The 26,646-nt window shown below is 58.9% G+C and carries 29 protein-coding genes; 14 read left to right on the forward strand and 15 right to left on the reverse strand.

The window, feature by feature from the left end; all coding sequences use genetic code 11:
* Window positions 1-29: 29 nt before the first annotated feature.
* From ABJM11_RS00715 to pilG, 3 genes are read right to left on the reverse strand one after another with little or no spacing between them, the layout of a single operon-like run.
* A complete protein-coding gene (locus ABJM11_RS00715) occupies window positions 30-575 on the reverse strand; it encodes a chemotaxis protein CheW (RefSeq protein WP_348296816.1) in 546 nt (181 codons plus the stop codon).
* A 20-nt stretch (window positions 576-595) separates the two neighbouring features.
* Window positions 596-958 (reverse strand): twitching motility response regulator PilH, encoded by a 363-nt coding sequence (pilH, locus tag ABJM11_RS00720; protein ID WP_011787171.1) that lies wholly within the window; start codon window positions 956-958, stop codon window positions 596-598.
* 32 nt (window positions 959-990) lie between these two features.
* Window positions 991-1,383, reverse strand: coding sequence for a twitching motility response regulator PilG (pilG, locus tag ABJM11_RS00725; RefSeq protein WP_007154228.1), 393 nt, complete (start codon window positions 1,381-1,383; stop codon window positions 991-993).
* A 296-nt stretch (window positions 1,384-1,679) separates the two neighbouring features.
* On the opposite strand from pilG, the gene gshB reads away from it, so the two are divergent.
* The 8 genes from gshB to ABJM11_RS00765 all read left to right on the forward strand — a co-directional run bounded on the left by gshB (window position 1,680) and on the right by ABJM11_RS00765 (window position 8,618).
* Window positions 1,680-2,624, forward strand: a complete 945-nt coding sequence (gshB, locus tag ABJM11_RS00730) for a glutathione synthase (RefSeq protein WP_348296815.1) — start codon at window positions 1,680-1,682, stop codon at window positions 2,622-2,624.
* A 41-nt stretch (window positions 2,625-2,665) separates the two neighbouring features.
* A complete protein-coding gene (locus tag ABJM11_RS00735) occupies window positions 2,666-3,532 on the forward strand; it encodes an energy transducer TonB (protein WP_348296814.1) in 867 nt (288 codons plus the stop codon).
* Entirely contained in the window at window positions 3,529-4,095 is a 567-nt protein-coding gene (locus tag ABJM11_RS00740; RefSeq protein ID WP_348296813.1) for a YqgE/AlgH family protein, read from the forward strand. The genes ABJM11_RS00735 and ABJM11_RS00740 overlap by 4 nt, the downstream gene beginning before the upstream one ends.
* On the forward strand, window positions 4,088-4,528 hold the full coding sequence (ruvX, locus tag ABJM11_RS00745) for a Holliday junction resolvase RuvX (RefSeq protein ID WP_348296812.1): 441 nt from the start codon (window positions 4,088-4,090) through the stop codon (window positions 4,526-4,528). The genes ABJM11_RS00740 and ruvX overlap by 8 nt, the downstream gene beginning before the upstream one ends.
* Window positions 4,529-4,560: 32 nt before the next feature.
* On the forward strand, window positions 4,561-5,070 hold the full coding sequence (gene pyrR, locus ABJM11_RS00750) for a bifunctional pyr operon transcriptional regulator/uracil phosphoribosyltransferase PyrR (RefSeq protein ID WP_348296811.1): 510 nt from the start codon (window positions 4,561-4,563) through the stop codon (window positions 5,068-5,070).
* 31 nt (window positions 5,071-5,101) lie between these two features.
* The gene (locus ABJM11_RS00755) at window positions 5,102-6,115 is read left to right on the forward strand and encodes an aspartate carbamoyltransferase catalytic subunit (protein WP_348296810.1); all 1,014 of its coding nucleotides are present in this window, start codon (window positions 5,102-5,104) and stop codon (window positions 6,113-6,115) included.
* Window positions 6,112-7,383: a dihydroorotase gene (locus ABJM11_RS00760; RefSeq protein ID WP_348296809.1), complete on the forward strand. Its 1,272-nt coding sequence runs from the start codon at window positions 6,112-6,114 to the stop codon at window positions 7,381-7,383. The genes ABJM11_RS00755 and ABJM11_RS00760 overlap by 4 nt, the downstream gene beginning before the upstream one ends.
* Window positions 7,384-7,694: 311 nt before the next feature.
* Window positions 7,695-8,618, forward strand: coding sequence for a putative solute-binding protein (locus ABJM11_RS00765; protein ID WP_348296861.1), 924 nt, complete (start codon window positions 7,695-7,697; stop codon window positions 8,616-8,618).
* 41 nt (window positions 8,619-8,659) lie between these two features.
* Here the strand turns inward: ABJM11_RS00765 and ABJM11_RS00770 are convergent, their stop codons facing one another.
* Window positions 8,660-8,932, reverse strand: a complete 273-nt coding sequence (locus tag ABJM11_RS00770; protein ID WP_348296808.1) for an HU family DNA-binding protein — start codon at window positions 8,930-8,932, stop codon at window positions 8,660-8,662.
* A 263-nt stretch (window positions 8,933-9,195) separates the two neighbouring features.
* Here ABJM11_RS00770 and ABJM11_RS00775 point away from each other — a divergent pair, with 263 nt between their 5' ends.
* Together ABJM11_RS00775 and ABJM11_RS00780 are read left to right on the forward strand one after the other, a co-directional pair.
* On the forward strand, window positions 9,196-10,260 hold the full coding sequence (locus ABJM11_RS00775) for a hypothetical protein (RefSeq protein WP_348296807.1): 1,065 nt from the start codon (window positions 9,196-9,198) through the stop codon (window positions 10,258-10,260).
* A 25-nt stretch (window positions 10,261-10,285) separates the two neighbouring features.
* Window positions 10,286-12,346: a TRAP transporter large permease subunit gene (locus ABJM11_RS00780; RefSeq protein ID WP_348296806.1), complete on the forward strand. Its 2,061-nt coding sequence runs from the start codon at window positions 10,286-10,288 to the stop codon at window positions 12,344-12,346.
* Window positions 12,347-12,356: 10 nt separating this feature from the next.
* Here ABJM11_RS00780 and ABJM11_RS00785 read toward each other — a convergent pair whose 3' ends face one another.
* Window positions 12,357-13,316 carry an AraC family transcriptional regulator gene (locus ABJM11_RS00785; protein ID WP_348296805.1) on the reverse strand — a complete coding sequence of 320 codons (960 nt, stop codon included), beginning with the start codon at window positions 13,314-13,316 and terminating at the stop codon, window positions 12,357-12,359.
* 355 nt (window positions 13,317-13,671) lie between these two features.
* Here ABJM11_RS00785 and ABJM11_RS00790 point away from each other — a divergent pair, with 355 nt between their 5' ends.
* The 3 genes from ABJM11_RS00790 to ABJM11_RS00800 are packed head-to-tail and all read left to right on the forward strand — an operon-like array spanning window position 13,672 to window position 19,449.
* Window positions 13,672-14,862, forward strand: coding sequence for an efflux RND transporter periplasmic adaptor subunit (locus tag ABJM11_RS00790; RefSeq protein WP_348300331.1), 1,191 nt, complete (start codon window positions 13,672-13,674; stop codon window positions 14,860-14,862).
* On the forward strand, window positions 14,859-18,062 hold the full coding sequence (locus tag ABJM11_RS00795; protein ID WP_348294263.1) for a multidrug efflux RND transporter permease subunit: 3,204 nt from the start codon (window positions 14,859-14,861) through the stop codon (window positions 18,060-18,062). The genes ABJM11_RS00790 and ABJM11_RS00795 overlap by 4 nt, the downstream gene beginning before the upstream one ends.
* Complete coding sequence (locus tag ABJM11_RS00800; protein ID WP_348294264.1) at window positions 18,055-19,449, forward strand: efflux transporter outer membrane subunit; 1,395 nt, start codon at window positions 18,055-18,057, stop codon at window positions 19,447-19,449. The genes ABJM11_RS00795 and ABJM11_RS00800 overlap by 8 nt, the downstream gene beginning before the upstream one ends.
* An 18-nt stretch (window positions 19,450-19,467) precedes the next feature.
* Here the strand turns inward: ABJM11_RS00800 and nfsA are convergent, their stop codons facing one another.
* The gene (gene nfsA / locus ABJM11_RS00805) at window positions 19,468-20,205 is read right to left on the reverse strand and encodes an oxygen-insensitive NADPH nitroreductase (protein ID WP_348294266.1); all 738 of its coding nucleotides are present in this window, start codon (window positions 20,203-20,205) and stop codon (window positions 19,468-19,470) included.
* A 98-nt stretch (window positions 20,206-20,303) separates the two neighbouring features.
* On the reverse strand, window positions 20,304-20,972 hold the full coding sequence (locus ABJM11_RS00810; protein ID WP_348294268.1) for a DNA-3-methyladenine glycosylase I: 669 nt from the start codon (window positions 20,970-20,972) through the stop codon (window positions 20,304-20,306).
* Between the two features lie 84 nt (window positions 20,973-21,056).
* Here ABJM11_RS00810 and ABJM11_RS00815 point away from each other — a divergent pair, with 84 nt between their 5' ends.
* On the forward strand, window positions 21,057-21,233 hold the full coding sequence (locus tag ABJM11_RS00815; protein ID WP_348294270.1) for a DUF2897 family protein: 177 nt from the start codon (window positions 21,057-21,059) through the stop codon (window positions 21,231-21,233).
* 5 nt (window positions 21,234-21,238) lie between these two features.
* Here the strand turns inward: ABJM11_RS00815 and ABJM11_RS22435 are convergent, their stop codons facing one another.
* The 8 genes from ABJM11_RS22435 to ABJM11_RS00850 form a co-directional block, all read right to left on the reverse strand.
* Window positions 21,239-21,430 carry a hypothetical protein gene (locus ABJM11_RS22435; protein ID WP_407069941.1) on the reverse strand — a complete coding sequence of 64 codons (192 nt, stop codon included), beginning with the start codon at window positions 21,428-21,430 and terminating at the stop codon, window positions 21,239-21,241.
* A complete protein-coding gene (locus ABJM11_RS00820; protein WP_348294272.1) occupies window positions 21,381-21,560 on the reverse strand; it encodes a hypothetical protein in 180 nt (59 codons plus the stop codon). Before ABJM11_RS00820 ends, ABJM11_RS22435 begins: the two co-directional genes overlap by 50 nt.
* A gap of 53 nt (window positions 21,561-21,613) precedes the next feature.
* Window positions 21,614-22,165 (reverse strand): YdeI/OmpD-associated family protein, encoded by a 552-nt coding sequence (locus ABJM11_RS00825; RefSeq protein WP_348294273.1) that lies wholly within the window; start codon window positions 22,163-22,165, stop codon window positions 21,614-21,616.
* Between the two features lie 193 nt (window positions 22,166-22,358).
* Entirely contained in the window at window positions 22,359-23,891 is a 1,533-nt protein-coding gene (locus tag ABJM11_RS00830) for a phosphoenolpyruvate carboxykinase (RefSeq protein ID WP_348294274.1), read from the reverse strand.
* Between the two features lie 177 nt (window positions 23,892-24,068).
* A complete protein-coding gene (gene hslO, locus ABJM11_RS00835; RefSeq protein WP_348294275.1) occupies window positions 24,069-24,923 on the reverse strand; it encodes an Hsp33 family molecular chaperone HslO in 855 nt (284 codons plus the stop codon).
* 53 nt (window positions 24,924-24,976) lie between these two features.
* Complete coding sequence (gene hslR, locus ABJM11_RS00840) at window positions 24,977-25,384, reverse strand: ribosome-associated heat shock protein Hsp15 (protein WP_348294276.1); 408 nt, start codon at window positions 25,382-25,384, stop codon at window positions 24,977-24,979.
* 41 nt (window positions 25,385-25,425) lie between these two features.
* Window positions 25,426-26,115, reverse strand: a complete 690-nt coding sequence (yrfG, locus tag ABJM11_RS00845) for a GMP/IMP nucleotidase (protein ID WP_348294278.1) — start codon at window positions 26,113-26,115, stop codon at window positions 25,426-25,428.
* Between the two features lie 77 nt (window positions 26,116-26,192).
* Window positions 26,193-26,525: a hypothetical protein gene (locus tag ABJM11_RS00850; protein WP_348294280.1), complete on the reverse strand. Its 333-nt coding sequence runs from the start codon at window positions 26,523-26,525 to the stop codon at window positions 26,193-26,195.
* Between the last annotated feature and the right edge of the window lie 121 nt (window positions 26,526-26,646).

Below are 26,646 nucleotides of genomic sequence, written 5' to 3' on the forward strand. Positions count from 1 at the left end.
GGAAGGAGTTCCTGCCGTTGTCACCGCCCTTACCATTGCGCTACATCCAGAAAGCGTTCGTCCCCGAGCAGTTCGGCGGCGGAAAACACTTTCCAGACTTCCTCGTTACGCTCGTAGCCGCCATTTACAAACGGCTGAACGTTTGCAGGCACATCCTGTGGCGAGGCCACAAAGCTGTCCACTGCGAAATACTGCATGCCCGAAACACTGTCTACTACCAGGCCACTGAACACGTCACCCTGTTCCACAACCAGCACCCGGCGCTCACGCTGGCTGCGGGAGGAGCGGGGGATTTCAAAGAAACCGGCAAGGTCAACCAGGGGCAGGAGGCGGCCCCGCACGTTGGCGGCGCCCAACATAAACTGATGAACCCCGGGTATATGGGTATAGCGGGGTACATGGAGGATTTCGGTAACTTCACCCATCGGCGCGACGTAGCGCTCGCCTGCCAGAACAAAGCCGATCCCGTTCCAGAGCTCAACGGCTTCCTGTTGTTCCGGCAGACCGGCAGCCATTGTCCGGCTGCGTCGGGCGATATCCGTCAGTACTGCAAAGGGGGCGGCCTGGGCGGACATGCTTACTCCACGGTTGGGGATCAGGCAATCAGGCTGTTGATTGTTTTGATCAGGTCGTCTTCGTTGACGGGTTTCACAAGGTAGCCCTTGGCGCCCTGACGAGTACCCCATACCCGGTCTGTTTCCTGGTCCTTGGTGGTTACGATCACCACAGGAATAGATGCGGTTTCCGGCGCGCGGGTCAGTTGGCGGGTTGCCTGGAAGCCATTCAGGCCGGGCATGACCACATCCATCAATACCAGGTCCGGAGTTTCGGCACGGGCCTTGGCAACGCCATCGGCGCCGTTATCAGCTGTCAGCACTTCGTGCTTGTGCTTTTCCAGAATGGTCGAGATTTTTTTTACCTCGGTCGGGGAATCATCAACAATCAGAATGCGGGCCATGGTGTCCTCAATAGTTCTTTGCTTCAGCAGGTTTACTGTTCCGCCTGGGGAACGTACTGGCGAATGGTGTTAAGAAGCTCGTCCTTGCTGAACGGTTTGGTCAGGTACTGGTCTGATCCGACAATTCGGCCTTTGGCCTTGTCGAACAGTCCGTCTTTACTGGAGAGCATGATAACCGGCGTCTTTTTGAAAGAGGAATTGTTCTTGATGAGTGCGCAGGTCTGATAGCCGTCCAGCCGGGGCATCATGATATCAACGAAAATGATGTTGGGCTGGGAGTCGGCAATTTTCGCCAGAGCGTCAAAGCCGTCTGTTGCCGTAATGACTTCGCAACCGACCTTCTTCAGGAGGGTTTCAGCGGTGCGACGAATGGTCTTGCTGTCGTCGATCACCATAATCTTCAGATTCTCGAAGTTGTCATCCATTGTCCAACTGCCTTGCGCTCTGCGACTGTCGTTATTTTTCAACCGGGGTTTTTAACACAAACGTTAACGTTGTTCTATAAATCCCGCTCATTTATAGAGTATTGGGGGCCGGATAAAAAGTATAACTTTGTGACCAAATGTACTTCTGCCCGGAAAGTCACGTAATTGATACGGGATTTCTCCGGATGCATTCGCGGCTCGGGTACAATACCATCTGAGTTCACAGCATAGCACTTATCACTGACAGCGCTTTGCAGACCGGTTCGTGTTTTCAACCTTTTACCTGACGAGGCATTATGACAGTCCGACTCGGAATTGTGATGGACCCCATCGAAAAGATCCATTTCAAGAAAGACAGCTCTTTGGCGATGCTGTTGGCTGCCCAGAAGCGGGGCTGGCAAATCGAGTATATGGAATTGCCGGACCTTTACCTCAAGGGCGGACAGGCCAGAGCACGCACCCGCGACCTGACCGTTCACATGAACCCGGAAGACTGGTTCAGCTTCGGCGCCAGCCAGGACCGGGCGCTGGGTGATCTGGATGTTATCCTGATGCGGCAGGACCCGCCGGTGGATCGTGAATTCCTGATGGCAACCTTTATACTGGAAATTGCCGAGCAGCAGGGCGCTCTGGTGGTCAACCCCGCCTCGACGCTTCGTGACTGTAACGAGAAGCTGTTCGCTGCCCAGTTCGAAGACTGCACGCCACCGCTGATTGTGACCCGTTCCTCCCAACGGCTGAAGGAATTCTACGCCGAGCATGGCGACGTCATCATGAAACCGGTGGATGGTATGGGCGGGCGTTCGATCTTCCGGGTGAAGGAAAATGACGACAACCTCGGCGTGATCATCGAGACCCTGACCAACCATGGTGCCCATCAGGCCATGGCGCAGAAATACATTCCAGAGATCAAACAGGGTGACAAGCGCATCCTGCTGATTGACGGCGAGCCGGTTCCCTATGCACTTGCGCGCATCCCCTCCCATGGTGAGAATCGCGGTAACCTGGCAGCCGGCGGCCGCGGCGAGGGCCGTGAACTGACCGCACGGGACCGGGAGATCTGCGACCGGGTGGCGCCGGTCATCAAGCAAAAAGGGCTCATTTTCGTTGGTATCGATGTGATCGGTGACTATCTGACCGAGATCAATGTAACCAGCCCCACCTGTATCCGGGAACTTGATGCCGCATTCGGAATCGATATTTCCAGCCAGTTGCTGGATGCCGTCGAGCGTCGTCTTTAATAATGGTCCATAGCCGGGCCTAACCGAGGTAAAGTTCAGGAATGGCAGTGCAGGTCAGCGATTTCGATCGGTTCTCTTTCACACTTTTCATGGCGCTTGCGCTTCATGCCATTGTGGTGCTGGGTATCACCTTCGCGCCGGAGCCTCCGCGTTCCTCGGCCCAGACCATGGAAATTACCCTGTCACAGTTTGATGACAAGACTGACCCGGACAAAGCCGATTTCCTCGCCCAGACCAGCCAGAAAGGCAGTGGCACCGAGGAAGAACCGGTGGAAATGACCTCGCCGCAACCCACGGAGATCAGCCAGCAGGAGATTTCCGAGGTTCAGCCCGAGCCGCCCTCCCGGGTGAAGCCGGTACGCCAGCAGGAACAGCCTGTGGTGCAGACAGATGCGACCAGCGACCGCCAGGTGTCGAAGCCGGACACCGCGGAACCGGATTCTGACGAGCCGTTGCCCGTGAAGAAAAAGAAGAGCCTGATGGAGCGCAGCCTGGAAATTGCCAGCCTGGAAGCCAGGTTTGACCAGCAGCGGCAGGCCTACGCCAAGAAACCTCGCGTCATGCGTGTTACGGCGGCATCCACCCTGAAATCCACCAACGCCTGGTATGTGCAGAACTGGGTCAGCAAGGTGACCCGGGTGGGCAACATCAACTACCCTAAGGAGGCCAGGCAGGCGGGCATATATGGCACACTGCGCATGCTGGTTTCACTGAAGAAAGACGGTTCGATCAAGGAACTGGCTATACTCCAGTCATCCGGCAGCACGGTGCTTGATGACGCGGCTATTCGCATTGTGAGAATGGCGGCGCCCTTTGCCCCTTTCCCGGATGATATGAGAGAGAATATCGACGAACTGGAAATTATCCGTACCTGGGTATTCGAACGGCGGGGTCTGACATCAGGATGACAGCATCGAAACACTCTCCACACAGTCTGAGGCACCAGTTTCTGGTGGCCTCCCCCTATCTGCAGGACCCCCGTTTCCATGGGGCGGTGATTTACCTGTGCGAGCACTCGGATGAAGGCGCGCTGGGGCTGACGGTGAACCACCCCCTGGATATCCACCTCGGGGAAATTCTCGAACAGCTGGATATGGACGGCGGCGAACTGGACGTACCCGTCTATGGTGGTGGCCCCGTGCAGCCTGAGCGCGGCTTCGTGCTGCACTCCCCGGAGACCGCCTGGCAGAATACTGCCCGGGTGGCCGATGATGTGCTGCTGACCACATCCCGGGATGTCCTTTCCGACATTGGGGCCGGCAAAGGGCCGGAAAGCTACCTGGTCTGTCTGGGCTATGCTGGCTGGAGTGAGGGGCAGCTGGAGGACGAGCTGGCAAGCAATGCCTGGCTGACCTGTCCCGCCACTCCCGACATCCTGTTCCGCACTGCCTGGGACGACCGTTATCAGGCCGTGCTGGAACGGATTGGTATTGATCTTAACCAGCTCAGCGAGTTCGTTGGTCATGCCTGAGGCCGGAAACCGCCGCGTAATGGCCTTTGATTTCGGCACCCGACGGATTGGTGTTGCCAGCGGCCAGGAGTTGATCGGAACCGGCAAACCGCTGACGATGCTGCCGGCCCGTGACGGAGTACCGGACTGGGGCCAGATTGCGTGTCTTCTGGAAGAATGGAAGCCGGACCGTGTTCTGGTGGGCCTGCCCCTGAATATGGACGACACCGAGAACGACATGTGCGCCAGGGCCCGTAAATTTGGCAAACGTTTACACGGCCGCTTTCACGTGGAGGTGGAAATGGTGGATGAACGCCTGACCAGTTTCGAGGCCAAAGGCGACGTCATGGCTGCAGGCGGCAGCCGTGACTTTGGCCGCGACGGTGTCGATGACCGTGCTGCCGTACTGATTCTGGAAACCTGGTTTCATCAGCAGGAATCCCGTTCTGCCTGACCGGGCTCAGGCTGTTGTATAAGAGGACTCAAATGACTGCATTGCTTGATATGGACCAGCTGCTGGACGATCTGGAAACGGGTTTGCGCAGGAAGCTGGAAGAGCGCGGTGTGACCGATCCGGCACTGATCGGTATTCGTACCGGCGGCGTCTGGCTCGCGGATGTCATGAGCAAGCGCCTGGGCCTGAAAGAGCCCTGGGGAGAGCTGGACATTTCCTTCTATCGGGATGATTTCAGCCGCATTGGGTTGAACCCGAAAGTGAAACCTTCCAGCCTGCCGTTCAGTACGGAAGACCGGGATATTATCCTCATTGATGACGTCATCATGAGTGGCCGCACCATTCGCGCTGCCATGAATGAAATCTTCGATTATGGCCGGCCGGCAAGTATTATCCTCGCCACCCTGGTGGATCTGGGCGCACGGGAACTGCCGGTGCAGCCGGACGTCACCGGACGGGTGCTGGCGCTGCAGTCACACCAGCGCGTGAAACTGCGCGGCCCGGACCCTCTGCACATAGAACTACAGGAAACGGGCAAGTAATCAGCGAACGCATAACACCAACAGGCGACACATGACGGCAAACGACCCTTCCTCGACACCACTGCAGCTTACTGCTGACGGCCAGCTACGGCATTTCCTGACCCTTGATGGTCTCGACCGGGCGCTGCTGACCGAAATTCTGGACACCGCAGATTCCTTTATCGAAGTGGGTGAGCGCAGCATCAAGAAAGTGCCGTTGCTGCGGGGCCGTACGGTGGTGAACCTGTTCTTTGAATCCAGCACCCGCACCCGCAGCACTTTCGAGCTGGCGGCCAAACGCCTGTCAGCGGACGTGCTCAACCTGGACATCAACACGTCCGCCACGTCGAAGGGGGAGTCCCTGTCCGATACCCTGCTGAACCTTGAGGCCATGGCGAGCGACATGTTCGTGGTTCGTCATTCCCAGAGTGGTGCCCCCCACTTTATCGCCGAAAGCGTTACCCCGGGCGTGGCGATCATCAACGCCGGAGACGGCCGCCACGCACATCCCACTCAGGCCATGCTCGACATGCTTACCATCCGGCAGCACAAAGGCCGCTTTGAGGGGCTGAAAGTGGCCATTGTTGGTGATGTGCTGCATTCACGGGTGGCGCGCTCCCAGATCCGTGCCCTGAACGAACTGGGGGCGGCCGAAGTGCGGGTAATTGCGCCGGCCACTCTGCTGCCAAGAGACGTGGAAAGCCTGGGCTGCACGGTGGAATACGACATGAAACAGGGCATGAAAGACCTGGATGTGGTGATCATGCTACGCCTGCAAAAAGAACGTATGGAAGGGGCGCTGTTGCCCAGCGAACGGGAGTTCTACCGCCTCTATGGCCTCAACCGCGAGAAGCTGGCCCTTGCTGATCCCGGCTGCATTGTGATGCATCCCGGCCCCATCAACAGGGGGGTGGAAATAGAATCGGCGGTGGCTGACGGGCCCCAGTCGGTCATCCTGAACCAGGTCACCAACGGTATTGCCATTCGCATGGCAGTGATGTCCATGGCCATGGGTGGCCAGATGGCAGATCGTAATCGCAAGCCGGCAGGGAGGGCCGAAGGATGAGCAGCCTGAAAATCAGCGGTGGCCGTCTGGCCAACACCGATACTGTAACCACGGTCCTGATCAGGGATGGCTATATCGCCGCGCTCGGCGAGGCGGCCAGCCGGGAGTCTGCCGATAACGAGTTTGACGCTGGTGGCTGCATTGTGTCGCCGGGTTTTGTCGACCTGTGCTGCAACCTGCGCGAGCCGGGCAATGGTCAGAAAGGCAATATTGCGTCGGAAAGCCTGGCTGCCGCCCATGGCGGGTTCACCACTGTGTGTGCGTCGCCGGAGACATCGCCGGTCAACGATTCCGGGGCGGTCACCAATCTGATTCTGGACGTGGCTGCCAGGCGTTCCGCGGTGCGGATACTGCCGGTGGGCGCCATTACCCGGGGTCTGGAAGGCGACCTTCTCAGTGATATGGCTGGCCTGGCGGCTGCGGGCTGTGTGGCCCTGGGTAACGGCGCCCGCCCGGTCAGGAATGCGCGGGTATTGCGTCGCTGTATGGCTTACGCCCGGACGTTCGGGCTGACGGTCATGTTCAGCCCTGAGAACCAGGCTCTGGCAGCCGATGGTTACGCCCATGATGGTCTGGTGGCCTCAAGGCTGGGGCTGCTGGGCATTCCGGAAGTGGCGGAGACCGCGGCGATCATGGAAATGCTGCTGCTGGCGGAAGAAACCGGCGTTCGCCTGCATCTGAGCCAGTTATCCTGTGCCCGTAGCGTGGAGATGCTGGCCGATGCCCGTAAGCGTGGTATTTCAGTGACCGCAGATGTTGCAATGCACCAGCTCCTGTTCACGGAAGACGCGTTGTCCGGATTCGACAGCCGTTACCATGTGCGCCCGCCCCTGCGTTCGGAGAAAGACCGGCAGGCGCTGCTGGCAGGTGTACGGGACGGCGTGATTGACGCTGTTACCAGCCAGCACCAACCTCACGACTCCGCGGCCAAGCAGGCACCGATGGCTGCCACAGAACCAGGCCTTGCTACCATTGAGAGCACTCTGTCCATGGGACTGTTGCTGGTGGAGCGCGGTGAGCTGGGCAGCGTGGACCTGATCCGGGCGCTGACGACTGGCCCGGCTGCTGTACTTGGCCGTTCCGCCGACCTCCGTGAAGGTGCGGTGGCGGACCTGTGTGTATTTGATCCGGAAGCCAGCTGGCGGCCGGGTGACACCAATCTCTGTTCCGTAGGGCGCCACGTGCCGCTGCCTGGCAAGGATCTTCCTGGAGTGGTTCGTCTCACCCTGTGCGACGGACAGCAGGCTTGGCCCGGCAATAACCTGTAGCCCTGGCTTTCATGTCGGTAAAATGTGGCAGGGGTTGCCAAACCTCTGTCGAGCCCGTCACAGTTCCTCACCTTTTTGCTTCAGAGCCCTTGAAGACTGGCACCCGTGCCAACGTATTCTTGTCATGGCCGACCTAACCTCGGCCAGGGAATGCGGTGAAAAACGCACAAACGGATGTGCGGTCGCCCGACAATAATAATTCAGGAGTCATCCCCGTGAAACTAGTCAACCTACCGCGAAAGGCCACAGCGGTTGCCGCCCTGTGTGCCAGTCTTGCGTTGTCGCCGTTCGCTCAGGCGGAATCGGACCTCATGGAGCGAAGCTTCTGTGTGTTTGATCCTGTGGGAGCCAACGGCCCGCTGTTCGCTATCACCAAAACCTTCCAGCCCACCGCCCTCAAGGAAGGCATCAAACTGAATCTGCGTGCCTACACCGACGAGAAAGTGGCCGCCGAAGACTTCAAGGCTGGCCAGTGTGACGCTGTGTTGCTCACCGGTACCCGGGCCCGCGAGTTCAACAAGTTCACCGGCACCCTGGAGGCTATGGGTGCTGTACCCGGTGAAGAGGAAATGCGGCTGCTGTACAACACCCTCAGCCAGGAAAAGGCACGCCCGTTCCTGATCGATGGCGATTACGAAGTGGCCGGTGTTTTCCCCGGTGGTGCGGTGTACCTGCACACCCGTGACCGGGCGATCGATTCGGTGGAAAAACTCCAGGGTAAACGCATTGCAACCCTGGATTTTGACACTGCCTCCGTACGCATGGTGCGCCATGTGGGCGCTTCCGTAGTGGGCTCCAACTCCGCCAACTTTGCGGGCAAGTTCAACAATGGCAGTGTCGATCTGGCCTATGCACCTGCGGTGGCCTATTCCCCTCTGGAGCTCTACAAGGGTGTGACCCCCAACGGGGGCGTGTTCAAGTATGCGCTGGCGTACATGAACTTCCAGGTGATTATCCATCGTGACCGTTTCCCGGACAGTGCAGGCCAGATGGTGCGCAACCAGGCCATCCAGCGCATCGATGAGGCCTATGAAATCATCGCTGAAGCCGAAGAAGGTATTCCTGATGAGGTGTGGATGCATCCGCCACAGGAAGACGTGGCCGAATACGACAAGATGCTTCGCAAGGTGCGGTTATCGTTGCTGGAAGACGGTGTCTACGACGAACGCGCTATCAGCCTGATGAAGGCGATTCGTTGCCGGGTGGATGGTTCCCGTTCCGAGTGTGCGTCCTGAAACGTTGATAACCGGGGGCCGGACGGCCCCCGGTTGCGGTTTTAGCGGATCGAGTCTTTCAGCGCCTTGCCTGCCTTGAAGCCGACAGTCTTGCTGGCTGGTATGCGGATGGTTGCACCGGTTTGGGGATTACGGCCATCGCGAGCGTCACGGCTGCGGATGTTGAAGGTACCGAAACCGATCAGGGTGGTGTCTTCGCCCCGGGCCGCGGCAGCGGAGATCTGGTCGGTGAAAGCGGTGATCACTTCACTGGCTTTCTCCCGGGTCAATCCGGTCTGGTCTGCAACAGCGGCGGCAAGTTCAGGTTTGCGCATTGGATACTCCTTGTTGTCGTTTTTGGTTACTGGCCGGTGGCTGCGTAACCGCCGGCTGATCAAATCTATAGCGGTTTGCGACCCATTGTGCAAACCGGTAAACCGGATACATTTGAGCCTCCGGCTTCATTTGCGGGCGGAGTCGCATAAAAACAGGGAGTTGTAGGCGATAATGCTGTTTCGGTTACAAACTGTAACCAGGCAGTTGCGTGGCCCCGGCCGGACGACGCCCGGCCGCCCTAACAAGAAAAAGGTAAGATGTTATGACACGTATTCAGAAACCTGCCAACCGGCTACCTCACGGGTTTGTCCGGTTTCGCGGTGCCGTAACGGCAGTTCTTGCAGGGTTGGTTCTCAGTGGTTGTGGGGTCGTCAACAACATGATCTACAAGACCACTGGTGATGTGATGCAGGGCTTCTCCCGCAATCACACCGTTCCCTATCTTCTGGAAAGTGAAGACCTGGCCATGGGCTGTGCCATGAGTGAGGCCACCGCGCCCTTGCTGATGTCCTTCGGCCGTGTAACCACTGAGCCTGACCAACTGGCGGTAATGCTTTACCTGTCCGCCGGTGGTTGCGCCGAAGAACAGGCGCGGGAGCACGAACTGGCCAGCCTGGGTGCAATGCGTGCACGGAATGCGGAAGCGGCGGAAGACGCCATTATTCGCCAGAAACGGGCCCTGGCACTGGCCGCCAGGCGTTATTACCGGGGCTGGAATCACCATAACGCATTCTATGGCGAGCCGGATGAGGGCGAATGCCCCGGCTTTGAGGACGATCTTGGTGAATTTATCTACATGGCAGGACTGCTTTCGGGCCTGCAGGCACTGAATGCCGAGATCCAGTCTACCTCGTCCATCGGCGTCCCCAAGAACATTGGCTCCACCGTTGCCCGCGCCACTAGTTGTCTGGAAAACGACAAGTGGTGGGGCGCCCCCATGGCATTACGCGCAACGGTCTGGTCGATGATCCCCGGCGCGCTGCCCGAGGGCGAAGATCCTTTCCAGCGCCTGAGTATTGCCGATGAGCAGGGTGAGGAGGCCGGGGTAAGGCTCAGTCATGTATTCCACGCCATTGCCGCCCAGAACGAGGGCGACCAGGAGCGGCTGCGCGCTGTGATTCGTAGCCATGCCGAAGCCATCGACGAAACGCCAGCGGATGAAGAATGGAAGTTCGTGGACGCCATGGCGACCCAGATGATTGTCGCTATATCCGACCGTATGTGGATGGAAAACACCGGGCACCGTACACCGACTGGCAAACTGGGAACCTTCTGGGACGATGACAGGGAAACAGTCGAAACCATGGATCTGGATGATCTGCTGTAATTCAACATTCCCAGAGTGAGTTGTTATGTCCGAGGGTGGTTTTCGCCGTAGTGGCAGGGAGTGGTTTTCCTCCCTGCCGGCCTGTCTGCTTCTGCTGGCGGTGGTGCTGTTTTCCACCAGCAGTGATATCCACAACCAGATGCTCCGCGGTGGCGAGCAACTGTGGAGTGGCTATTACAAACTGAGGGCAGATCCGGTCCAGCCAACCTGTGATCCGAACGTGGATATCGAAGCCGCGGTGCAGGAAGAGCTCGCGAAAGACGGCAGCGACAATCCAATGGCAGCGTTGCTGGGCGAGGTCGAGAAAGATCCTGCCGAAGTTCGCCTGGCCATCGAACGGTCGGTGGAAAACTGCCGCCAGAGTTACCAGAGCTACGAAAACCTCAGGGACAAGCTCACCCCCGGCGTGAAAGCCTACCGGGCAATGGAGTTGTTCGTTGCCGATCTGATTGCTTTCGGGCTGGAGTCGCAACGCTATATTCTCGTTATTCTGGTGATGTTGTGCGCAGTCACGGCCACATTGACCCGCCACCACATCGCCATGCGAGCCATGGAAACCCGCCTGGACTACACCGTTTCCCACACCCTGCAGACTATAGCGAATGCCATGCTGCTCGGCTCCAGTGTGATCTTTCGCCAGTCCAGTTTTGGCTCCGGCAATACCATGTCCCCGGAGGAGCTTCTGCTCCACAACCTGTGGGTTATCGGATTCGCTGCGCTGACCCTGGCCAGTCTCTACCGCTTGATACGTGTGCCGGACGATCTGGCAGAGGGGGGTGTGCTCAACAAGGCGTTTCTGGCTGTACCTCTTTATACTGTTATGTGTCTGATATCAGGCACTTACTTCGCGTTGATTGGTCATGCCTCTGGTATTGGTATCTATCTGGGCAAGATGATGGAACTGTCTGACATGTTCCTCAACGTGGGCCTGTATGTGTGGGTAGGCATGATGCTGAAGCAGACACGCCTAGCCACACTGGTGTTCAACGTGTTCCGGCCGTGGCGCATGCCACCCGAACTCCTGGCCGTGGTGGCGGTGCTGGTTGCTGCAGTGCCTACGGCCTACACGGGCGCCTCGGGCATCTTTGTTATTGCTGCCGGCGCCGTTATTTACACGGAACTGCGTGCTGCCGGTGCCCGCCGGCATCTGGCATTGGCCGCCACCGCCATGTCTGGTTCCCTGGGTGTTGTCTTGCGGCCCTGCCTGCTGGTGGTGGTGATTGCCTACCTGAATCGGGAAGTCACTACCGATGAGTTGTTTGGCTGGGGCATATGGGTGTTCGTACTGACCGCTGCCATGTTCACCGCTGTCGCGCTGACCGTTAATCGTCAGAGCCGGTTCAACCTGGCTCCGGCCGCCGTTGCCTTTTCGCCGATGATGTCGGCACTGAAGCAGCTGATTCCCTATGTTCTGGTGATCTTCGCGGTGGTGTTGCTGTACCGGTTCGCGCTGGACGTAAAAATGGACGAGTTCTCGGCCCCACGGTTGCTGCCGGTGATTATGCTGGCGATTCTGCTGTACGAGCACATCAGCCTGAAAAACCGCAAGGGCCGGGCCAGTGGCGAGATCAACCACCAGGGCCTGGAACGCAGCTTGCGTTCAGCCACCAACGACACCACCGCTGAAATCGGGGCTCTGCTTTTGCTGCTGGGCCTGTCAGTCAGCATTGGCGGCGTGATTGAGCGTTCCCATCTGATGGAAGCCTTCCCCCAGTCTTTCGACAGCGCCTGGTCCGCCATGCTGCTGATGGTGGTCATACTGGTGGTACTGGGTATGATCATGGACGCCTTTGGAGCCGTGATTCTCGTCACCGCAACAGTGGCCACCATTGCCTATAGCAGCGGTATTCATCCGATTCACTTCTGGATGGTTACCCTGGTGGCGTTCGAACTGGGTTACCTCAGCCCCCCGGTTGCGCTGAACCACTTGCTGACACGACAAGTGGTCGGAGAAGCGGAAGTGTTGGCAGCACAGCAGGAAGAGGGCACGTTCTACCAGCGCCACGAGCGCATTATCATGCCGCTGATAGCCATGGGTATATCGCTGGTACTGGTGGCGTTTGTACCGCTGCTGTTCTATGCCTGAGCCGGAAAAGTCATATCGTCTCAGGCGTTCTCCGTTCACCACGAAGTAAGGTGACGTCTGCTCTTGGCGGCGCTCCGAACAGGCGACTGTATTCGCGGCTGAAGTGGGAGGGGCTTTCATAGCCCACCCGATAGCTGGCGGTGGCGGCCTCGAGCCCCTCGGTCAGCATCAGCCTCCTGGCTTCATGCAGGCGCAGCTTCTTCTGGAACTGCAGCGGCGACATGCGGGTTACCTGCTTGAAGCTGTGGTACAGCGTCGACTCACTCATGTTGGCCGCTTCCGCCAGTTCGCGGATTCGCAGGGGTTCCGCGTAATGATCCTTCAGTGCCGAGATCACCGTTGAAATCCGGTGTGACTGGGACTCGGCCGAGGCAAACTTGCGCATCCGCGACCCCATCTCTCCAATCAGGGTCCGGTAAATGATTTCCCGGCGGGCCAGGGGCGCCAGAATGGGAATGTCTCCGGGGGAATCCAACAGGCTCAGCAGCCGGTAAAGCGCATTCTGCATAAGCTCGTCCATGGAAGAAATGCAAAGACCGCATTCCACCTCCGGGCAGTGACCGTGTGGGTCCAGTGGTGGGGCTTTCTCACCCAGTTCCAGCACCAGATCCGCTACTTCCTGGGGGTCTACCTTGAGTTTTGCCGCAAGATAGGGTTGTTCCTCCGAGGCCTCGGTAATCCGCCCCAGTACCGGTAGATGAACGGAGCTGGCGAGATAGGAGAGTGGCTGGTAGGTGATTTCACGGTCGCCCAGCTGAATGGTCTTGGTGCCCTGTATCACAAAACACAGCGAAGGTTCGTAGACACTTGAGCCGCAGCTGGAAGGCCGGTCGCAGCGTATCAGCTCCACACCATCAATGGCTGAACCCTGAATGCCCTGTTGAGTTGTCCATGTACCAACTACCCGGGCGAGCTGTTGCTGCAGGTTGAGAGTGAGATTTCCGGAAATCTCTGGAATCGTCGCAGTCATCGGTGGGTCTCCCTTTCGGGGCAGTATAATCCTTCGCACCCTGAATCGTATGGGGGTTCATGTATGTTCTGCAGGATCAGGCAATGACCGCGCAGAAATCGGCAACCCCTCAGCTCAGGCTCATGACAGCTGGCAGAATCAGGCAAGCTTCCCGCAGTAACCCGATACCGTCTTCATCCCTGCATTCTTTATCTTAACTCACATCCCGATTCGGACCTATTGACCTCAAGTTAACTTGAGGGCCTAGGCTCTGTGTCGAATTCGTTTTATCCCAACCGACTTAACAAGCGATCCAACCGATTACTTGCCAACCGGGAATGCTCACAAGGCGATCCCGACAGTGGAGCGAAAAACCATGGAAAGTCTGACAGCAGAGAATTTCAGCGGACCCGGCCGGGTACTGGGCCTGGCCATCGCATTGGCGGTGTTGTTGACCGGGTGCGAAGCGCAAAGCGACGAGGCGATGGCCGCGCCTCCCCCGCCAGAAGTGGATGTTGCTGAGGTTATCGTAGAGCCGGTCACCCTGTGGGAGTCTTTCACGGGCAGGGTTGCGTCACCGGAAACAGTGGATTTACGCCCCCGGGTCAGTGGATACATCGACGAGGTGGCGTTCGAAGAAGGTGAGCTGGTGCAGGCCGGTGACCTCTTGTTCCAGATCGACCCCCGGCCTTACAAGGCGCGGGAGCAGGCGGCCCGTGCGGACCTGGCGCTGGCCAATAGCCAGCTGGAACTGGCCCGGAGCGAAGCCGGCCGGGCGAAGACACTGCTGGAAAGCCGGGCTATTTCCCGGGAAGAGTACGACCAGCGCAATGCCGCGCTGATGAGTGCCCGTGCCCGGGTCCAGTCAGCCCAGGCGGCGCTGGATGCCGCCGAACTGGACCTGCAGTACACTCGCGTAACCGCACCGGTCAGCGGCCGTGCCGGTCGTGCGCTGGTAACCCGTGGCAACCTCGCCAATGCGGACCAGAGCCTGCTGACGACTGTGGTGTCGGTGGATCCGGTACACGTCTATTTCGAGGCCGATGAGAAAGCCGCGTTCAGTCGCCAGCGGTTGCCTGCCACTGGCCAGCCCCGGAGCTTGCGAATCACGCTGGGGGATGAGGATGGTCGGCAGTATCAGGGTAAGCTGGACTTCGTCGACAACCACCTGAACCCGGGAACCGGCACCCTGCAGTATCGCGCTGTGGTCAGCAACACCGATGGCCTGATCAGGCCCGGCCAGTTTGCCCGTGTGGAAATGCCCGTGGCCAGGCTGGACCAGGCCCTGCTGGTCAACCGCAAGGCGGTGCTGACCGATCAGGACCGTCGTTACGTCTACGTGGTGGATGAAAACAACGTGGTCAGCCCCCGGCACGTAACCACCGGCCGCCAGGTGGAAGATCTGCTGGTGATCCGCGACGGCCTCGAGAACGGGGACCTGGTGATCATCAATGGTGTGCAGAAAGTCTATGGCCCCGGCGTGGAGGTCAAACCGCAGCTGGTCGCGATGAGAGACTCTGATCAGGATGACGGTGCGGTTGCAGTGGCCCGGGAGATGTCGCAATGAATATCTCCCGCTTCTTTGTCGATCGGCCGATATTCGCGGCGGTACTTTCCATTATCATTTTTGCCATCGGGCTGATTTCCATTCCCAACTTGCCCGTCAGCGAGTACCCGGAAGTGGTGCCGCCGTCTGTGGTGGTGCGCACCGTCTACCCTGGCGCCAACCCCAAGGAAATCGCAGAAACCGTGGCCACGCCCCTGGAAGAGGCCATCAGCGGTGTCGAGGACATGATGTATTTCAAGTCCGTAGCGGGCTCCGATGGCGTGCTCCAGATGACCGTCACCTTCCGCCCCGGCACAGATGCGGAAGACGCCACCGTGCGGGTGCAGAACCGGGTCAGCCAGGCACTCGCCCGATTACCGGAAGAGGTGCGGCGCCAGGGGGTGACTACCCAGAAGCAGTCGCCGACCTTTCTGATGGTGGTTCATCTGACCTCTCCGAACGGCACCTACGACACCCTTTACTTGCGTAACTATGCCCGTTTGCACGTGCGGGACCGTCTGGCTCGTATCCGGGGAGTAGGGGATGCGCAGATATTCGGGGGTGGCGACTACGCCATGCGCGCGTGGCTGGACCCTGAGCGGATTGCTGCCCGTGGCCTGACTGCCAGTGATGTGGTGCGGGCCATGCGTGAGCAGAATGTGCAGGTTTCCGCCGGCCAGATCGGTGCCGAGCCAGTACCGGACAGCGACTTCCTCACCCTGATCAATGCCAGGGGCCGGCTGGAAACCGTGGAAGAGTTTGGCGACATCGTGCTCAAGCGCGGCGACAATGGCGAAATCCTGCGGCTCGAAGACGTGGCCCGGCTGGAGATGGGGGCCGGCAACTACACCCTGCGCTCCCAGCTTGATGGCAAGGATGCCGTGGCCATTGGTGTCTTTCAGGCACCGGAGGCCAACGCCCTGGAAATCCGTGATGAAGTGATCGACACCATGGACGAACTGGCCACCCTTTTCCCGGAGGGGGTGGAGTACGAAGCGGTTTACGACACGACCATTTTCGTCAGCGACTCCATCAAGGCGGTGGTGGCCACCCTGCTGGAAGGGGTATTGCTGGTGGTGCTGGTGGTCACCCTGTTCCTGCAGACCTGGCGGGCCTCCATCATTCCGTTGCTGGCGGTACCGGTCTCGGTCATAGGGACTTTCGGTGCGCTTTACCTGCTGGGTTATTCCATCAACACCCTGACCCTGTTCGGGCTGGTTCTGGCCATCGGTATCGTGGTGGATGACGCCATTGTGGTGGTGGAAAACGTGGAGCGTAACATCGAGGAAGGACGGACCCCTTTGGCAGCGGCCCATCAGGCCATGAAGGAGGTCTCCGGCCCTATCATTGCCATCGGCCTGGTGCTGTGCGCGGTGTTTATTCCCATGGCGTTCCTTTCCGGAGTAACCGGGCAGTTCTACCGCCAGTTCGCGGTAACCATCGCCATTTCCACAGTGATCTCCACCATCAACTCCCTCACCCTGTCGCCGGCGCTGGCCGCCATGCTGCTCAAACCCCATGCGGCACCCAAGGATCGAATACAACGGGTCATTGACGCCCTGTTCGGTTGGGTCTTCCGGCCGTTCAACCGTTTCTTCAATGCCAGCGCGGAGAGGTACCAGAGCGGTGTGTCCCGCTCCCTGCGCCGGCGCGGTGCGGTGTTCGTGGTGTATGCGTTGTTGCTCACAGGCACCGGGCTGATGTTCAAGGTGGTGCCGCCGGGCTTTATACCGATTCAGGACAAGTTGTACCTGATGGCCGGAGTGAAGCTTCCGGAAGGTGCCTCTCTGGAGCGAACTGACCAGTTGCTGCAAAAGGTGACCGATATCGCCATGGAGACCGAAGGGGTGGCGAATGCGGTTGCCTTCCCGGGATTGAACGCACTGCAGTTCACCAATACCTCCAACACCGGCGTGGTGTTCTTTCCTCTCAAGCCGTTTGAGGAGCGCAGCCTCAGTGCCGGGGAAATCAATGCCCAGATCAACCAGAAGATCAGTGGGCTGAAAGAAGGTTTCGCCTTCTCCTTCATGCCGCCCCCGATCCTCGGGCTGGGTAATGGCTCTGGCTACCAGTTATTCATCGAGGACCGGGGCAACCTGGGTTACGGTGCCCTGCAGAACGCGGTGAACCAGTTCCAGGGCGCGATCAGCCAGACACCCGGCATGGGTTACCCCATCAGTAGCTACCAGGCCAACGTGCCGCAACTGGATGCGGAAGTGGACCGGCTCAAGGCCAAGGCCCAGGGGGTGCCGCTGACGGAGTTGTTTGACACCCTGCAGACCTATCTTGGGTCCACCTACGTCAACGACTTCAACCGCTTTGGCCGTACCTGGCAGGTGATTGCCCAGGCCGATGCCCCCTACCGTGACAGTGTGGAGGATATTGCCCGCCTGCGTACCCGCAATAACCAGGGCGAGATGGTACCCATCGGCTCCATGGTGGATATCCGCCAGAGCTTCGGGCCCGACCCGGTATTGCGTTACAACGGCTACCCTGCCGCTGATATCGCCGGCGAGGCAGACCCACGGATACTGTCCTCGGCCCAGGCCTTGGATGTATTGAGGGCGCTTGCGGAAGAGACCCTTCCCGCCGGGATGGATTTCGAGTGGACCGACCTCAGCTACCAGCAGGCCAACCAGAGTAATGCCGCTCTGGTGGTCTTCCCGCTTGCCATCCTGTTGGTATTCCTGGTGCTGGCAGCGTTGTATGAGAGCTGGACCCTGCCGCTGGCAGTCATTCTCATCGTGCCCATGTGTATGCTCTCGGCATTGATCGGCGTGTGGTTTGGAGGCGGGGACAACAATATTTTCGTGCAGGTGGGCTTGGTGGTTTTGATTGGCCTGGCCTGCAAGAACGCCATCCTGATTGTGGAATTCGCCCGTGAGCTGGAATTGCAGGGCCGGGGCGTTGTGGAAGCGGCACTGGAGGCCTGCCGGCTGCGACTGCGGCCCATCATCATGACCTCCATTACCTTCACCGCCGCCGTGGTACCGCTGGTACTGGCCACCGGTGCCGGCGCCGAGGTTCGCCAGGCCCTGGGCACCGCCGTGTTTGCCGGCATGATCGGAGTGACCCTGTTTGGCCTGTTCCTCACGCCGGTGTTTTACGTGGCCCTGCGCAAGCTATCCGGCAGCCATAGCCTGAAGAGCCATCACACATCCACACTGAACTGCGACGACGAGCCGAACGACGAAGCACTTCCGGGAGGTAGCCATGCATAAAGTAATTGCGATAATGGGGGCTCTGGTGCTGCTGACCGGTTGCGCCGTGGGGCCGGATTACCAGACCCCGGCCACACCGGAACCGGAAGTCTTCTCGGAGGGACGCACGATGGTGGCCGGCACCGGTGATCAGCAACGTTTCTGGCAGGGGTTCGACGACCCCATGCTGGAACAGCTGATTGACCAGACGCTGACGGCCAACCACACCCTGGAAGGTGCGGTGGCCCGCTACGAGCGTGCGGCTGCACTGCTCTACGGGGCCGAAAGGGATCAGTGGCCCAGCGTAACCGCCAGTGCTACCGCGGCGGAGCAGTACCTGGCCGACAGTGAGCAGTCACCGCCGGGTGACGGTCCGGAACGGGTGCAGCGTTACCAGGCCGGCCTTGCTGCCAACTGGGAGCTGGACCTGTTCGGGCGCCTGCGGCGTGCGACACAAGCCCAAAGGGCGGAGTTGGAAGCCGCCGGTGCCGATATCGGTGCTGTGCAGGTGGCGATAGTGGGGCAACTGGCAAGCAGCTACTTTGAGTTACGGGGCCTGCAACAGCAGTATCAGGTGGCGCAGCAGAGTGTGGCGTTGCAACAGCAATCCCTGGATATTGTGGAAGCCCGGGTGGAGGCGGGCCGGGGCACCGAGTTTGACCAGGTGCGTGCCCGCGCCCAACTGGAACGGACCCGTGCTGAACTGCCCGCCCTGCAGGCGGGTATCCGCGCAGCGATGCACCGCATTGCCGTACTGACCGGCCAGCCGCCGATGGCACTTGTGGGTACCCTGTCACCCCGGGGTACCTTGCCAGAAAGTCTGCCGGTGATCCCCGTGGACAGCCCCGGGGACGTATTGCGGCGCCGCCCGGACATCGCCGCAGCGGAACGCCGCCTCGCTGCTGCTACTGCCCGCATCGGCATTGCCACCGCGGACCTGTTTCCCCGCTTTACCCTCAGTGGCCTGATAGGTTCCGTGACCGCCGACACCAGTGACCTGTTCACTGGCCCGGCGGAAACCCGGCGTGTGGCCCTGGGCATTGACTGGACCTTCCTCGACCACGGCAAGGTAAAGGCCCGTATTGAGGCTGCTGGAGCAGACAGCCGTGCGGCACTGGCCAACTACCAGCAAACTGTACTGGAAGCGCTTGAAGAAGCAGAGACACGGCTGGTGCGCTATCAGCGCGCCCAACAACGGGAAGAGCGACTTGAGCAGGCCATGAACAGCGCCGAGAAAGCGGTGAAACTGGCCAGGGCCCGTTATGAAGAGGGATTCATCGGCTATTTCGAGGTACTGACGGCCGAACAGGAGTTCACCGCAACCCGGGATGCAACCGTGCGTAGCCGTACAGCGGTGACCCTGACGATGGTGGATGTCTACCGCTCCCTGGTCGGAGCGCCGGGTTAGACCACCCCGCTAAAGCCGCTATTTCATCTCGAAGCCCCTGGCGCGCAGGAAATCGCGCATGTGGGGGCGAAGTTTGGTGGAAAATAGCGGTTTGAGCTGTTCTGACCAGGTGGTGTCTTTCTTGCCTGCGGTACGAGCCTGGTAGTAGGAGTGCATGGTGGTGTCGTACTCCGCCACCAGCGTCGCGTCCTGATCATCCTCGTAGTAGTCCTGCTTCAGGACTGACGCCAGGGGCAGGCGCGGTTTGATTTCCGGACTCTGGTCCGGATAGCCAATGCACATACCAAACACCGGGTAGACATGGTCGGGCAGGCGAAGCAATTTACTCACTTCGGCAGGGTCGTTGCGAATGCCACCAATGTAACAGACGCCCAGACCTTCCGCTTCGGCTGCTGTAGCGACGTTCTGGGCAACCAGCGCAGTATCGATACTGGCCACCAGTAATTGCTCGGTCGTGCCTCTGACCACTTCGGTACCCGCACGCTCGGCGGCATCAGTGGGCCGCTTCATATCGGCGCAGAACACCAGGAAATGCGAGCACTCAGCCACATAACGCTGACCACCACTCAACTCCGCAAGGGCTTTGCGGTTTTTTTTGTTGGTGACATGAATAATGGAATAGGCCTGAACGTGACTGGAGGTGGCAGCGCTCTGGCCGGCACGAATGAGCTCTTCGAAGAGCTCATGGCGAATCTTCCAGTCCTGGAATTTGCGTATCGAACGGTGTGACTTGAGCAGTTCAATCGTCGGGTTCATTACACCCTCTCTCTCATCCTGAGGAATTGAATATCGTGCCATCGCTTTGTGGAATTCGCAAAGCCCGTTTTGTTTCTGCCATTGCCCGGTTAATGAAGTTAGTCCCCGACGGAATAAGACAGAATCCGTGACAGGTGACTGTATGGCAGGCCGGTTTCCCGACGCCAGTCGTTAAAGGCGTGCTGCGCCTGGATCAGGGCCTTCTTGCTGCCGTGTGTTGCATCCAGCAGCTCTTCACGACGAAGTCCGGCGACTACATCCGATGACAGGATAAAGCCGTCCCAGCCAACCCGTCGCAGGAAATACTGTGCGGTATTGCCGCCCAGCCGGGCACCATGGCGTCTGAGCCACATCAGCAACCCCACCTGGTCGTCCGAAGGCCATTGGCTGAGAAAAGCCCCGAAACTTCCATGCTCACGGGCCCCGTCCACTATCATCCGGGCGTTTTCAGGCACTGTACGGATTTTCTGCATGTTCCGCACTATACGCTCGTCCCGGGCCAGTTCCTCCAGCACATCCGGTGGCACCTGTTGCCAGTAAAGCGGTACAAAACCCTTGAACGCTGCCTCGAAATCCGGCCATTTGTTCTCGATTACCCTCCATACGAAGCCTGCCTTGAATACACAGCGGGTAACCTCAGCCAGGTAGCGGTCGTCGCCCAGGGCCTCCAGTTCGCCGCGCTCAGCGACCCGTGGCAGGAGTGCCTGTAATGCCGTTTCTCCGCCCTTGCGGGCGGCCGCCTGCTCGTAAATTCTGGCAAAGGACATGGAGTAATATCCGAAATCTGGTTGTAGGATCGAAGGTGTGTGGTCCACTATAAAGGAAACCAGTCCAGTCAGGGAGTCACGCTTATGCCAACGATAGGATGGGTTTTCCTTCTCGGCGCCCTTGCCCTGATACTCGGCGGGCTCTTCATGCTGCGCGATAGTGGCAGGATGCCGATATCGAAGGAAAAGATGAAGAAAATCCAGGAGAGAAAAGCAGAAGTTGAAGCCGAGGAAAGCGCGGAGGACAGGGAGCAGTGGTAATCTGTCTAGCCGCCACTCAGTTGCCCCTGGTTCGAGGACAATGCTGTGTGCCTTCGCCAGCTGTCACAAAGGTTACCAGTGCACCTTTCGGAACATTGACGGTGTGCCAGATATCGCGGGGGATAATCAGGAACTGACCAGGGCTCGTCAATGAAGGCGCTCTCGTAAGACGAGTGCCAGGGAATTCTCCACCCCATACGTGATCTGTACTGGGTGATTTTCTCCAGGGGAGCGCGTCAGCTCTTTCTCCTTCACCCGCAGTGGGTCAAGGGCTGCCTGCCATTCCTCGACAGACACGGCTTTCGGTAGCGGTTGCTCAGTCGACATTTCGTGGTTCTCCTAGGCGTGCTCGCCCATCGAGTTTTGGGGCACACCGTAGCTTAATCGGCTGCCTTGGGAGCACTGATGGCTTTACTGTAGTAGCCCGAGGGGTCAAAGCAGCAAACTCTCCGCTTTCCGGAAGCGAGCATGTCACAGGCATCACCGATCCGCTTCGCCCGGGTCCTGGCCTGCTTGGCTGAGGTAATCCAGTGTATCCAGTCCAGGCGCGCAATGGGGGTCGTGTCGTCCCACACGGCGCGAGCTTCGGGAGCAGCCAGAAGGGCTTCCTGAAGGTCGGACGGAACATCAGGCTCTGGTTCCTGCTCCACCGACATGATCTCGAATGTGGCACTATCGCCGAAGTTCACGCCTGCGGTGTTCAGTAGTTCGTCATTTACGCGCAGCCAATGGCTCAATTGCCCGTCTGGCTCCAGCGTGGCCCGGAAGCTATGGCCGTTGATGCTACCCTCCACCGTTGTTCTTCCCCGCCTGGGAAGCTTTGCGCTCGCCTCCCTGGGCAGAATGACAAAAGCCCAGGGCGTGTCGTCATCCGACCTGGCCGGACGAAGCAGGTCTGCTTTGAACTGAGATTTTGTGTCGCTTTTTGCCATGCCGAATCGGCCCTCATGATCATTAACTGGTCATAAATTAACCTCTTGAGGGGCCAATGCCAATAGGTCTGCCGACGGCCACGCATTGCGACTCGAACCGCTTGGCCGGTGTTTATTGAGTTGATCCATGCTGAAAAGGCATAAAAAAAGCGCCGTACTCAAAGAGCAGGGCGCTTTTTCGGTAAAGGCAGGCTTATGCTTTCGGACCGGCCTCTACAATGGCGTCGGAAACATCAAACTTCTTGAAGTTCTCAACAAACTGGCCGATCAGTTCGGCAGCCTTGGCGTCGTAGTCTTCCTTGCTGGCCCAGGTATTGCGCGGGTTCAGCAGGTTGTTGTCTACGCCAGGGACGTCTACTGGCACCTCCAGATTCAGGGTGGGGAGGTGCTCGGTTTCGGCATCGTCCAGGTCGCCATTCTGGATGGCGGCGATAATGCCACGGGTGGTGGGAATGCTGAAGCGCTCTCCCACGCCGTAGGGGCCGCCGGTCCAGCCGGTGTTAACCAGGAAGACCTTGCTGCCGAACTCGTCCATGCGCTTCATCAGCAGCTCGGCGTAGACGCCGGCCGGACGCGGGAAGAAGGGTGCGCCGAAGCAAGTGGAGAAGGTGGCTTTCAGCTTGGAAGAGGAGCCCATTTCCGTAGAACCCACCAGGGCAGTGTAGCCACTGAGGAAGTGATAGGCTGCGGCCTCTTTGCTGAGGATGGACACGGGCGGCAGTACGCCGGTCATGTCGCAGGTCAGGAATACGATGTGTGACGGCTCGCCAGCGCGGTTCTCGATTACGCGCTTCTCAACGTGCTCCAGCGGGTAGGCACAGCGGGAGTTTTCGGTGAGGGAGACGTCGGTGTAGTCCGGCTCGCGGGTGTCCGGGTCGATCGTGACATTTTCAACGAGAGCACCGAAGCGGATAGCGTCCCAGATAATGGGTTCGTTCTTCTGGCTCAGATCAATGCACTTGGCGTAGCAGCCACCTTCGATGTTGAAAACGGTACCTGGGCCCCAGCCGTGCTCGTCGTCACCGATCAGGAAGCGCTCAGGGTCGGCAGACAGGGTCGTCTTGCCAGTGCCGGAGAGGCCGAAGAACAGGCAGGTTTCGCCGTCTTCGCCCACGTTGGCGGAGCAGTGCATCGGCAGCACGTCTTTTTCCGGCAGCAGGAAGTTCTGCACTGAGAACATGGCCTTTTTCATCTCGCCGGCGTAATGCATGCCCGCCAGCAATACCTTGCGCTTGGCAAAGTTGATGATCACGGTGCCGTTGCTGTTGGTGCCGTCACGCTCGGGCACGCATTCGAAATTGGCAACGTTGAGGATCTGCCATTCCTGCTTGTCGGCCGGGTTGAAGGTCTCCGGGCGAATGAACAGGTTCTGTCCGAACAGGTTCTGCCAGGCGGTCTCCGTGGTCATGCGTACCGGGAGATAGTGTTCCGGGTCAGAGCCGACGTGCACATGGCTTACAAAACTGTCTTTCTCGGCGATGTAGGCTTCCACGCGGTCCCAGAGGGCATCAAACTTCTCCGCGTCGAACGGGCGATTGATCGGGCCCCAGTGGATGTCGTCAGAGGTGCTGGGCTCCTCCACGATGTAGCGGTCCATCGGGGACCGGCCGGTGCGTTCGCCGGTTTTTACCACCAGTGAACCGTTTGCGGCCAGTTGGCCCTCGTGTCTTTCCAGTGCTAACTCGATCAGTCGTGCTGCACACAGATCATTATAAGTGTTACTCACTTCGACCTCGCCCTCGGGATGTGATCGTGATTGTCCAGGCCGTCCCCCCCCTGAAAATTGACGGAAATCTGAGCAATCGGGTCAGTTCAGGCGCGCTATTATGCCAGAGACGCCGGTAAAAAACGACTTCCCCGGAAGCCGCTCTATGACTGGCTTCCGGGCCATTCAGCCGGGTGTTCAGTGTAACGTATGGCCGGTGAAAAGGTGATCAATATCATTTCTATCGAAGCGATAGTGGGCGTGACAGAACTGGCAATCCATCTCGATGGAGCCTTGTTCCTCGAGAATACTGTAGCACTCTGTCTGGCCGATGCCCTCCAGTGCGCCCAGGGTCCGTTCCCGTGAGCAGCTGCAACGGAAGGCCACTGTTTCGGCGTCGAACAGGCGCACGGTTTCTTCGTGGAACAGTCGGTGGAGCAAGGTTTCGCTGTCCAGCCCCAGAAGCTCCCCGGCTTCCACGGTACTGGCCAGATGATTCAGGCGATCCCAGAGGTCGGAATCCTGCTCGCTATTGCCGGGCATTTTCTGCAGCATCAGGCCGGCACTGCAGCTGTCGTCGGCAAACAGGAAGAAACTGGTGGGGATCTGTTCAGAGCGCTCGAAATACTCTTCCAGGCAGCCGGCCAGATTTTCTTCTTCTCTGGGCACCACACCCTGATAGCGCTGGCCTTTGTCCGGCGAGATGGTGATGGCCATGCTGCCTTCACCCAGCAATGCGTCCAGGGATTCTTCGGTAACGGCGTGTTCATCGTACCGGGCCAGGCCACGGATGAAGTGGTCGTGGCTGCATTCGGCCATCAAGGTGCGCAGCGGCCCCTTGCCCTGGGCCTGCAAAGAGAGGGTGCCTTCAAATTTGAGGGTGGTGCTCATCAGTACGCTGGCGGCCAGGGATTCTCCGAGAATGCGCCTTACAGAGGCGGGATACGGCGCCTGGTTGCCGATTTCACTGTAGCTGTCGTTGAGCTTCACCCAGGTTCCCCGGACCTGGCTGTCTTCAAAAATAAATCGCTGGAACTGGTCCCGGGATGCCATGGTGTTTTCTCCTGAGCGTTAAAGTCGGAATCGGTAATCTGTGGGGCAGGACATCAAAGCCCGTTCTGTTCGCGGAAGCGCTGGATGTCCCGGCGGTCTTTTTTGGAGGGCCGCCGGGCAGGTGGCAACTGCGCAGCCTGCATGGTTTTGCGCTGCCACGAAAGCTCTTCCCGGCGTTTCACACTGTCGTCGGTTTCGTGGTAAAGCTTCTGGGCTTCCGGAGCACCCCGGCGACGTTCGCTGATGTCATCCACGATAACAATGCGCTCTTGCCATCCCTGCCGCAGGGTAACCCTGGCGCCGGTTTCCACCAGCTTTCCGGGTTTGGTGCGCTGGCTGTTGTAGTGAACCTTGCCCCCTTCTATGGCCTGTTTGGCGAGGTTGCGGGTTTTGTAGAAACGTGCCGCCCACAGCCATTTGTCGAGTCTTACGCGGTTGTCCTCAGTGGTGGTTGCCGTCATGTCTCCTCACCTGATGAGCGTATACCCATAGTATAGCTGGCTCACTGGCCGGATGGCAGGGTCTGGCGCTGACGCAGGGCCGGCAGGACTTCATCGAAGTGATGAATCGAGGGTATATCCGGGTGTTTGTCCCGGGCGGCATGTTTGCTGTCCGGTGCGAGGATGGCCAGGCATTGGGCTATGCCGGCGGTACGGGCGCTCTCCAGTACCGGAAAACTGTCGTCCACCATCAGGGTGGCAGTGGGACTGTAAGTTTCCAGCTGGGCCAGATCACGCCAGAAGGCTGGATCTTCCTTGGGTTTTCCCAGCTGATGGCTGGAAATGATGTTGTCCACCCGGCTGTCCAGACCGGTCCGCTGCAGTTTCAGGCTGAGCGGGTCGGGGTGGCAGTTGGTCACGATGACTGAGCGCAGGCCGCTGCCTCTCACCGCATCGAGAAAGTCCGTCACATGGGGGCGGTAGCCTATGCGTTCACCGACTTCCGCCTTGAGGCCGGTAATGTCCAGTTCCAGCCGGTCGCTCCAGTAATCGGTGCAGTACCAGTTCAGGGAGCCACGCTCGGCCATGATCATGGGAATAATGGTGTTGCGCGCTTCTTCAGGGCTGAGGTTGTTGTGCTCGGCATAACGTCTGGGCAGGTGCTCAAGCCAGAAGTGGTTATCGAAATGCAGGTCGAGCAGCGTTCCGTCCATATCCAGGAAGACGGTATCGAGGGAGTGCCAGTTCACCATAAACAAAAACAGCCTGAAGTTGGTTGAACTTCAGGCTGCCGAAGAATGCGACAATTGGCAAGGCGGGATTTTACGGATCAGTTGCTGGCCTGCTCAATGGTTTCAGGCTTTCTGCCGGTGCGGGTGCAGCCGAGGCAGCGCACGAAAGTAGCCTTGGCCGGGCCAACAACCAGAACTTCCCCGGCTTCGCCAGCATTGCCGCCCAGCGCGGAGAAAGGCAGCGACACCAGGTACACGGCGCTACCGATAATGGTGGTGGCAAACAGGGCCGGGCGAACAAACAGGGCGTCGCCGGTCATTGCCAGCGCAGAGGGCTCTTCATCAATGGCCTGGGCATGGCCGACAGAGGAAAACGCCAGCAGGCAAACCGCTACGGCTGTAATAACGATGTGGGAAACTTTACCGTTCATTTCTTGTTACTCCTGGCGATAAATCTACAGCGTATTGTAGCTTACAATTATGGATACTCTGTTAACTATGAATCATATTTGCGCATTTTCAAACGAATTTTCTGTTTCAATAGTTGTCTGA

Origin of the sequence: Marinobacter sp. (genome assembly GCF_039977835.1) — a bacterium.
Lineage (GTDB): Bacteria > Pseudomonadota > Gammaproteobacteria > Pseudomonadales > Oleiphilaceae > Marinobacter.

Coding starts and splice junctions, on each gene's coding strand:
- ABJM11_RS00715 (WP_348296816.1), bottom strand. CDS start 575: ATGTCCGCCCAGGCCGCCCCCTTTGCAGTACTGACGGATATCGCCCGA.
- pilH (WP_011787171.1), bottom strand. CDS start 958: ATGGCCCGCATTCTGATTGTTGATGATTCCCCGACCGAGGTAAAAAAA.
- pilG (WP_007154228.1), bottom strand. CDS start 1,383: ATGGATGACAACTTCGAGAATCTGAAGATTATGGTGATCGACGACAGC.
- gshB (WP_348296815.1), top strand. CDS start 1,680: ATGACAGTCCGACTCGGAATTGTGATGGACCCCATCGAAAAGATCCAT.
- ABJM11_RS00735 (WP_348296814.1), top strand. CDS start 2,666: ATGGCAGTGCAGGTCAGCGATTTCGATCGGTTCTCTTTCACACTTTTC.
- ABJM11_RS00740 (WP_348296813.1), top strand. CDS start 3,529: ATGACAGCATCGAAACACTCTCCACACAGTCTGAGGCACCAGTTTCTG.
- ruvX (WP_348296812.1), top strand. CDS start 4,088: ATGCCTGAGGCCGGAAACCGCCGCGTAATGGCCTTTGATTTCGGCACC.
- pyrR (WP_348296811.1), top strand. CDS start 4,561: ATGACTGCATTGCTTGATATGGACCAGCTGCTGGACGATCTGGAAACG.
- ABJM11_RS00755 (WP_348296810.1), top strand. CDS start 5,102: ATGACGGCAAACGACCCTTCCTCGACACCACTGCAGCTTACTGCTGAC.
- ABJM11_RS00760 (WP_348296809.1), top strand. CDS start 6,112: ATGAGCAGCCTGAAAATCAGCGGTGGCCGTCTGGCCAACACCGATACT.
- ABJM11_RS00765 (WP_348296861.1), top strand. CDS start 7,695: ATGGAGCGAAGCTTCTGTGTGTTTGATCCTGTGGGAGCCAACGGCCCG.
- ABJM11_RS00770 (WP_348296808.1), bottom strand. CDS start 8,932: ATGCGCAAACCTGAACTTGCCGCCGCTGTTGCAGACCAGACCGGATTG.
- ABJM11_RS00775 (WP_348296807.1), top strand. CDS start 9,196: ATGACACGTATTCAGAAACCTGCCAACCGGCTACCTCACGGGTTTGTC.
- ABJM11_RS00780 (WP_348296806.1), top strand. CDS start 10,286: ATGTCCGAGGGTGGTTTTCGCCGTAGTGGCAGGGAGTGGTTTTCCTCC.
- ABJM11_RS00785 (WP_348296805.1), bottom strand. CDS start 13,316: ATGACTGCGACGATTCCAGAGATTTCCGGAAATCTCACTCTCAACCTG.
- ABJM11_RS00790 (WP_348300331.1), top strand. CDS start 13,672: ATGGAAAGTCTGACAGCAGAGAATTTCAGCGGACCCGGCCGGGTACTG.
- ABJM11_RS00795 (WP_348294263.1), top strand. CDS start 14,859: ATGAATATCTCCCGCTTCTTTGTCGATCGGCCGATATTCGCGGCGGTA.
- ABJM11_RS00800 (WP_348294264.1), top strand. CDS start 18,055: ATGCATAAAGTAATTGCGATAATGGGGGCTCTGGTGCTGCTGACCGGT.
- nfsA (WP_348294266.1), bottom strand. CDS start 20,205: ATGAACCCGACGATTGAACTGCTCAAGTCACACCGTTCGATACGCAAA.
- ABJM11_RS00810 (WP_348294268.1), bottom strand. CDS start 20,972: ATGTCCTTTGCCAGAATTTACGAGCAGGCGGCCGCCCGCAAGGGCGGA.
- ABJM11_RS00815 (WP_348294270.1), top strand. CDS start 21,057: ATGCCAACGATAGGATGGGTTTTCCTTCTCGGCGCCCTTGCCCTGATA.
- ABJM11_RS22435 (WP_407069941.1), bottom strand. CDS start 21,430: ATGGGGTGGAGAATTCCCTGGCACTCGTCTTACGAGAGCGCCTTCATT.
- ABJM11_RS00820 (WP_348294272.1), bottom strand. CDS start 21,560: ATGTCGACTGAGCAACCGCTACCGAAAGCCGTGTCTGTCGAGGAATGG.
- ABJM11_RS00825 (WP_348294273.1), bottom strand. CDS start 22,165: ATGGCAAAAAGCGACACAAAATCTCAGTTCAAAGCAGACCTGCTTCGT.
- hslO (WP_348294275.1), bottom strand. CDS start 24,923: ATGGCATCCCGGGACCAGTTCCAGCGATTTATTTTTGAAGACAGCCAG.
- hslR (WP_348294276.1), bottom strand. CDS start 25,384: ATGACGGCAACCACCACTGAGGACAACCGCGTAAGACTCGACAAATGG.
- yrfG (WP_348294278.1), bottom strand. CDS start 26,115: ATGGTGAACTGGCACTCCCTCGATACCGTCTTCCTGGATATGGACGGA.
- ABJM11_RS00850 (WP_348294280.1), bottom strand. CDS start 26,525: ATGAACGGTAAAGTTTCCCACATCGTTATTACAGCCGTAGCGGTTTGC.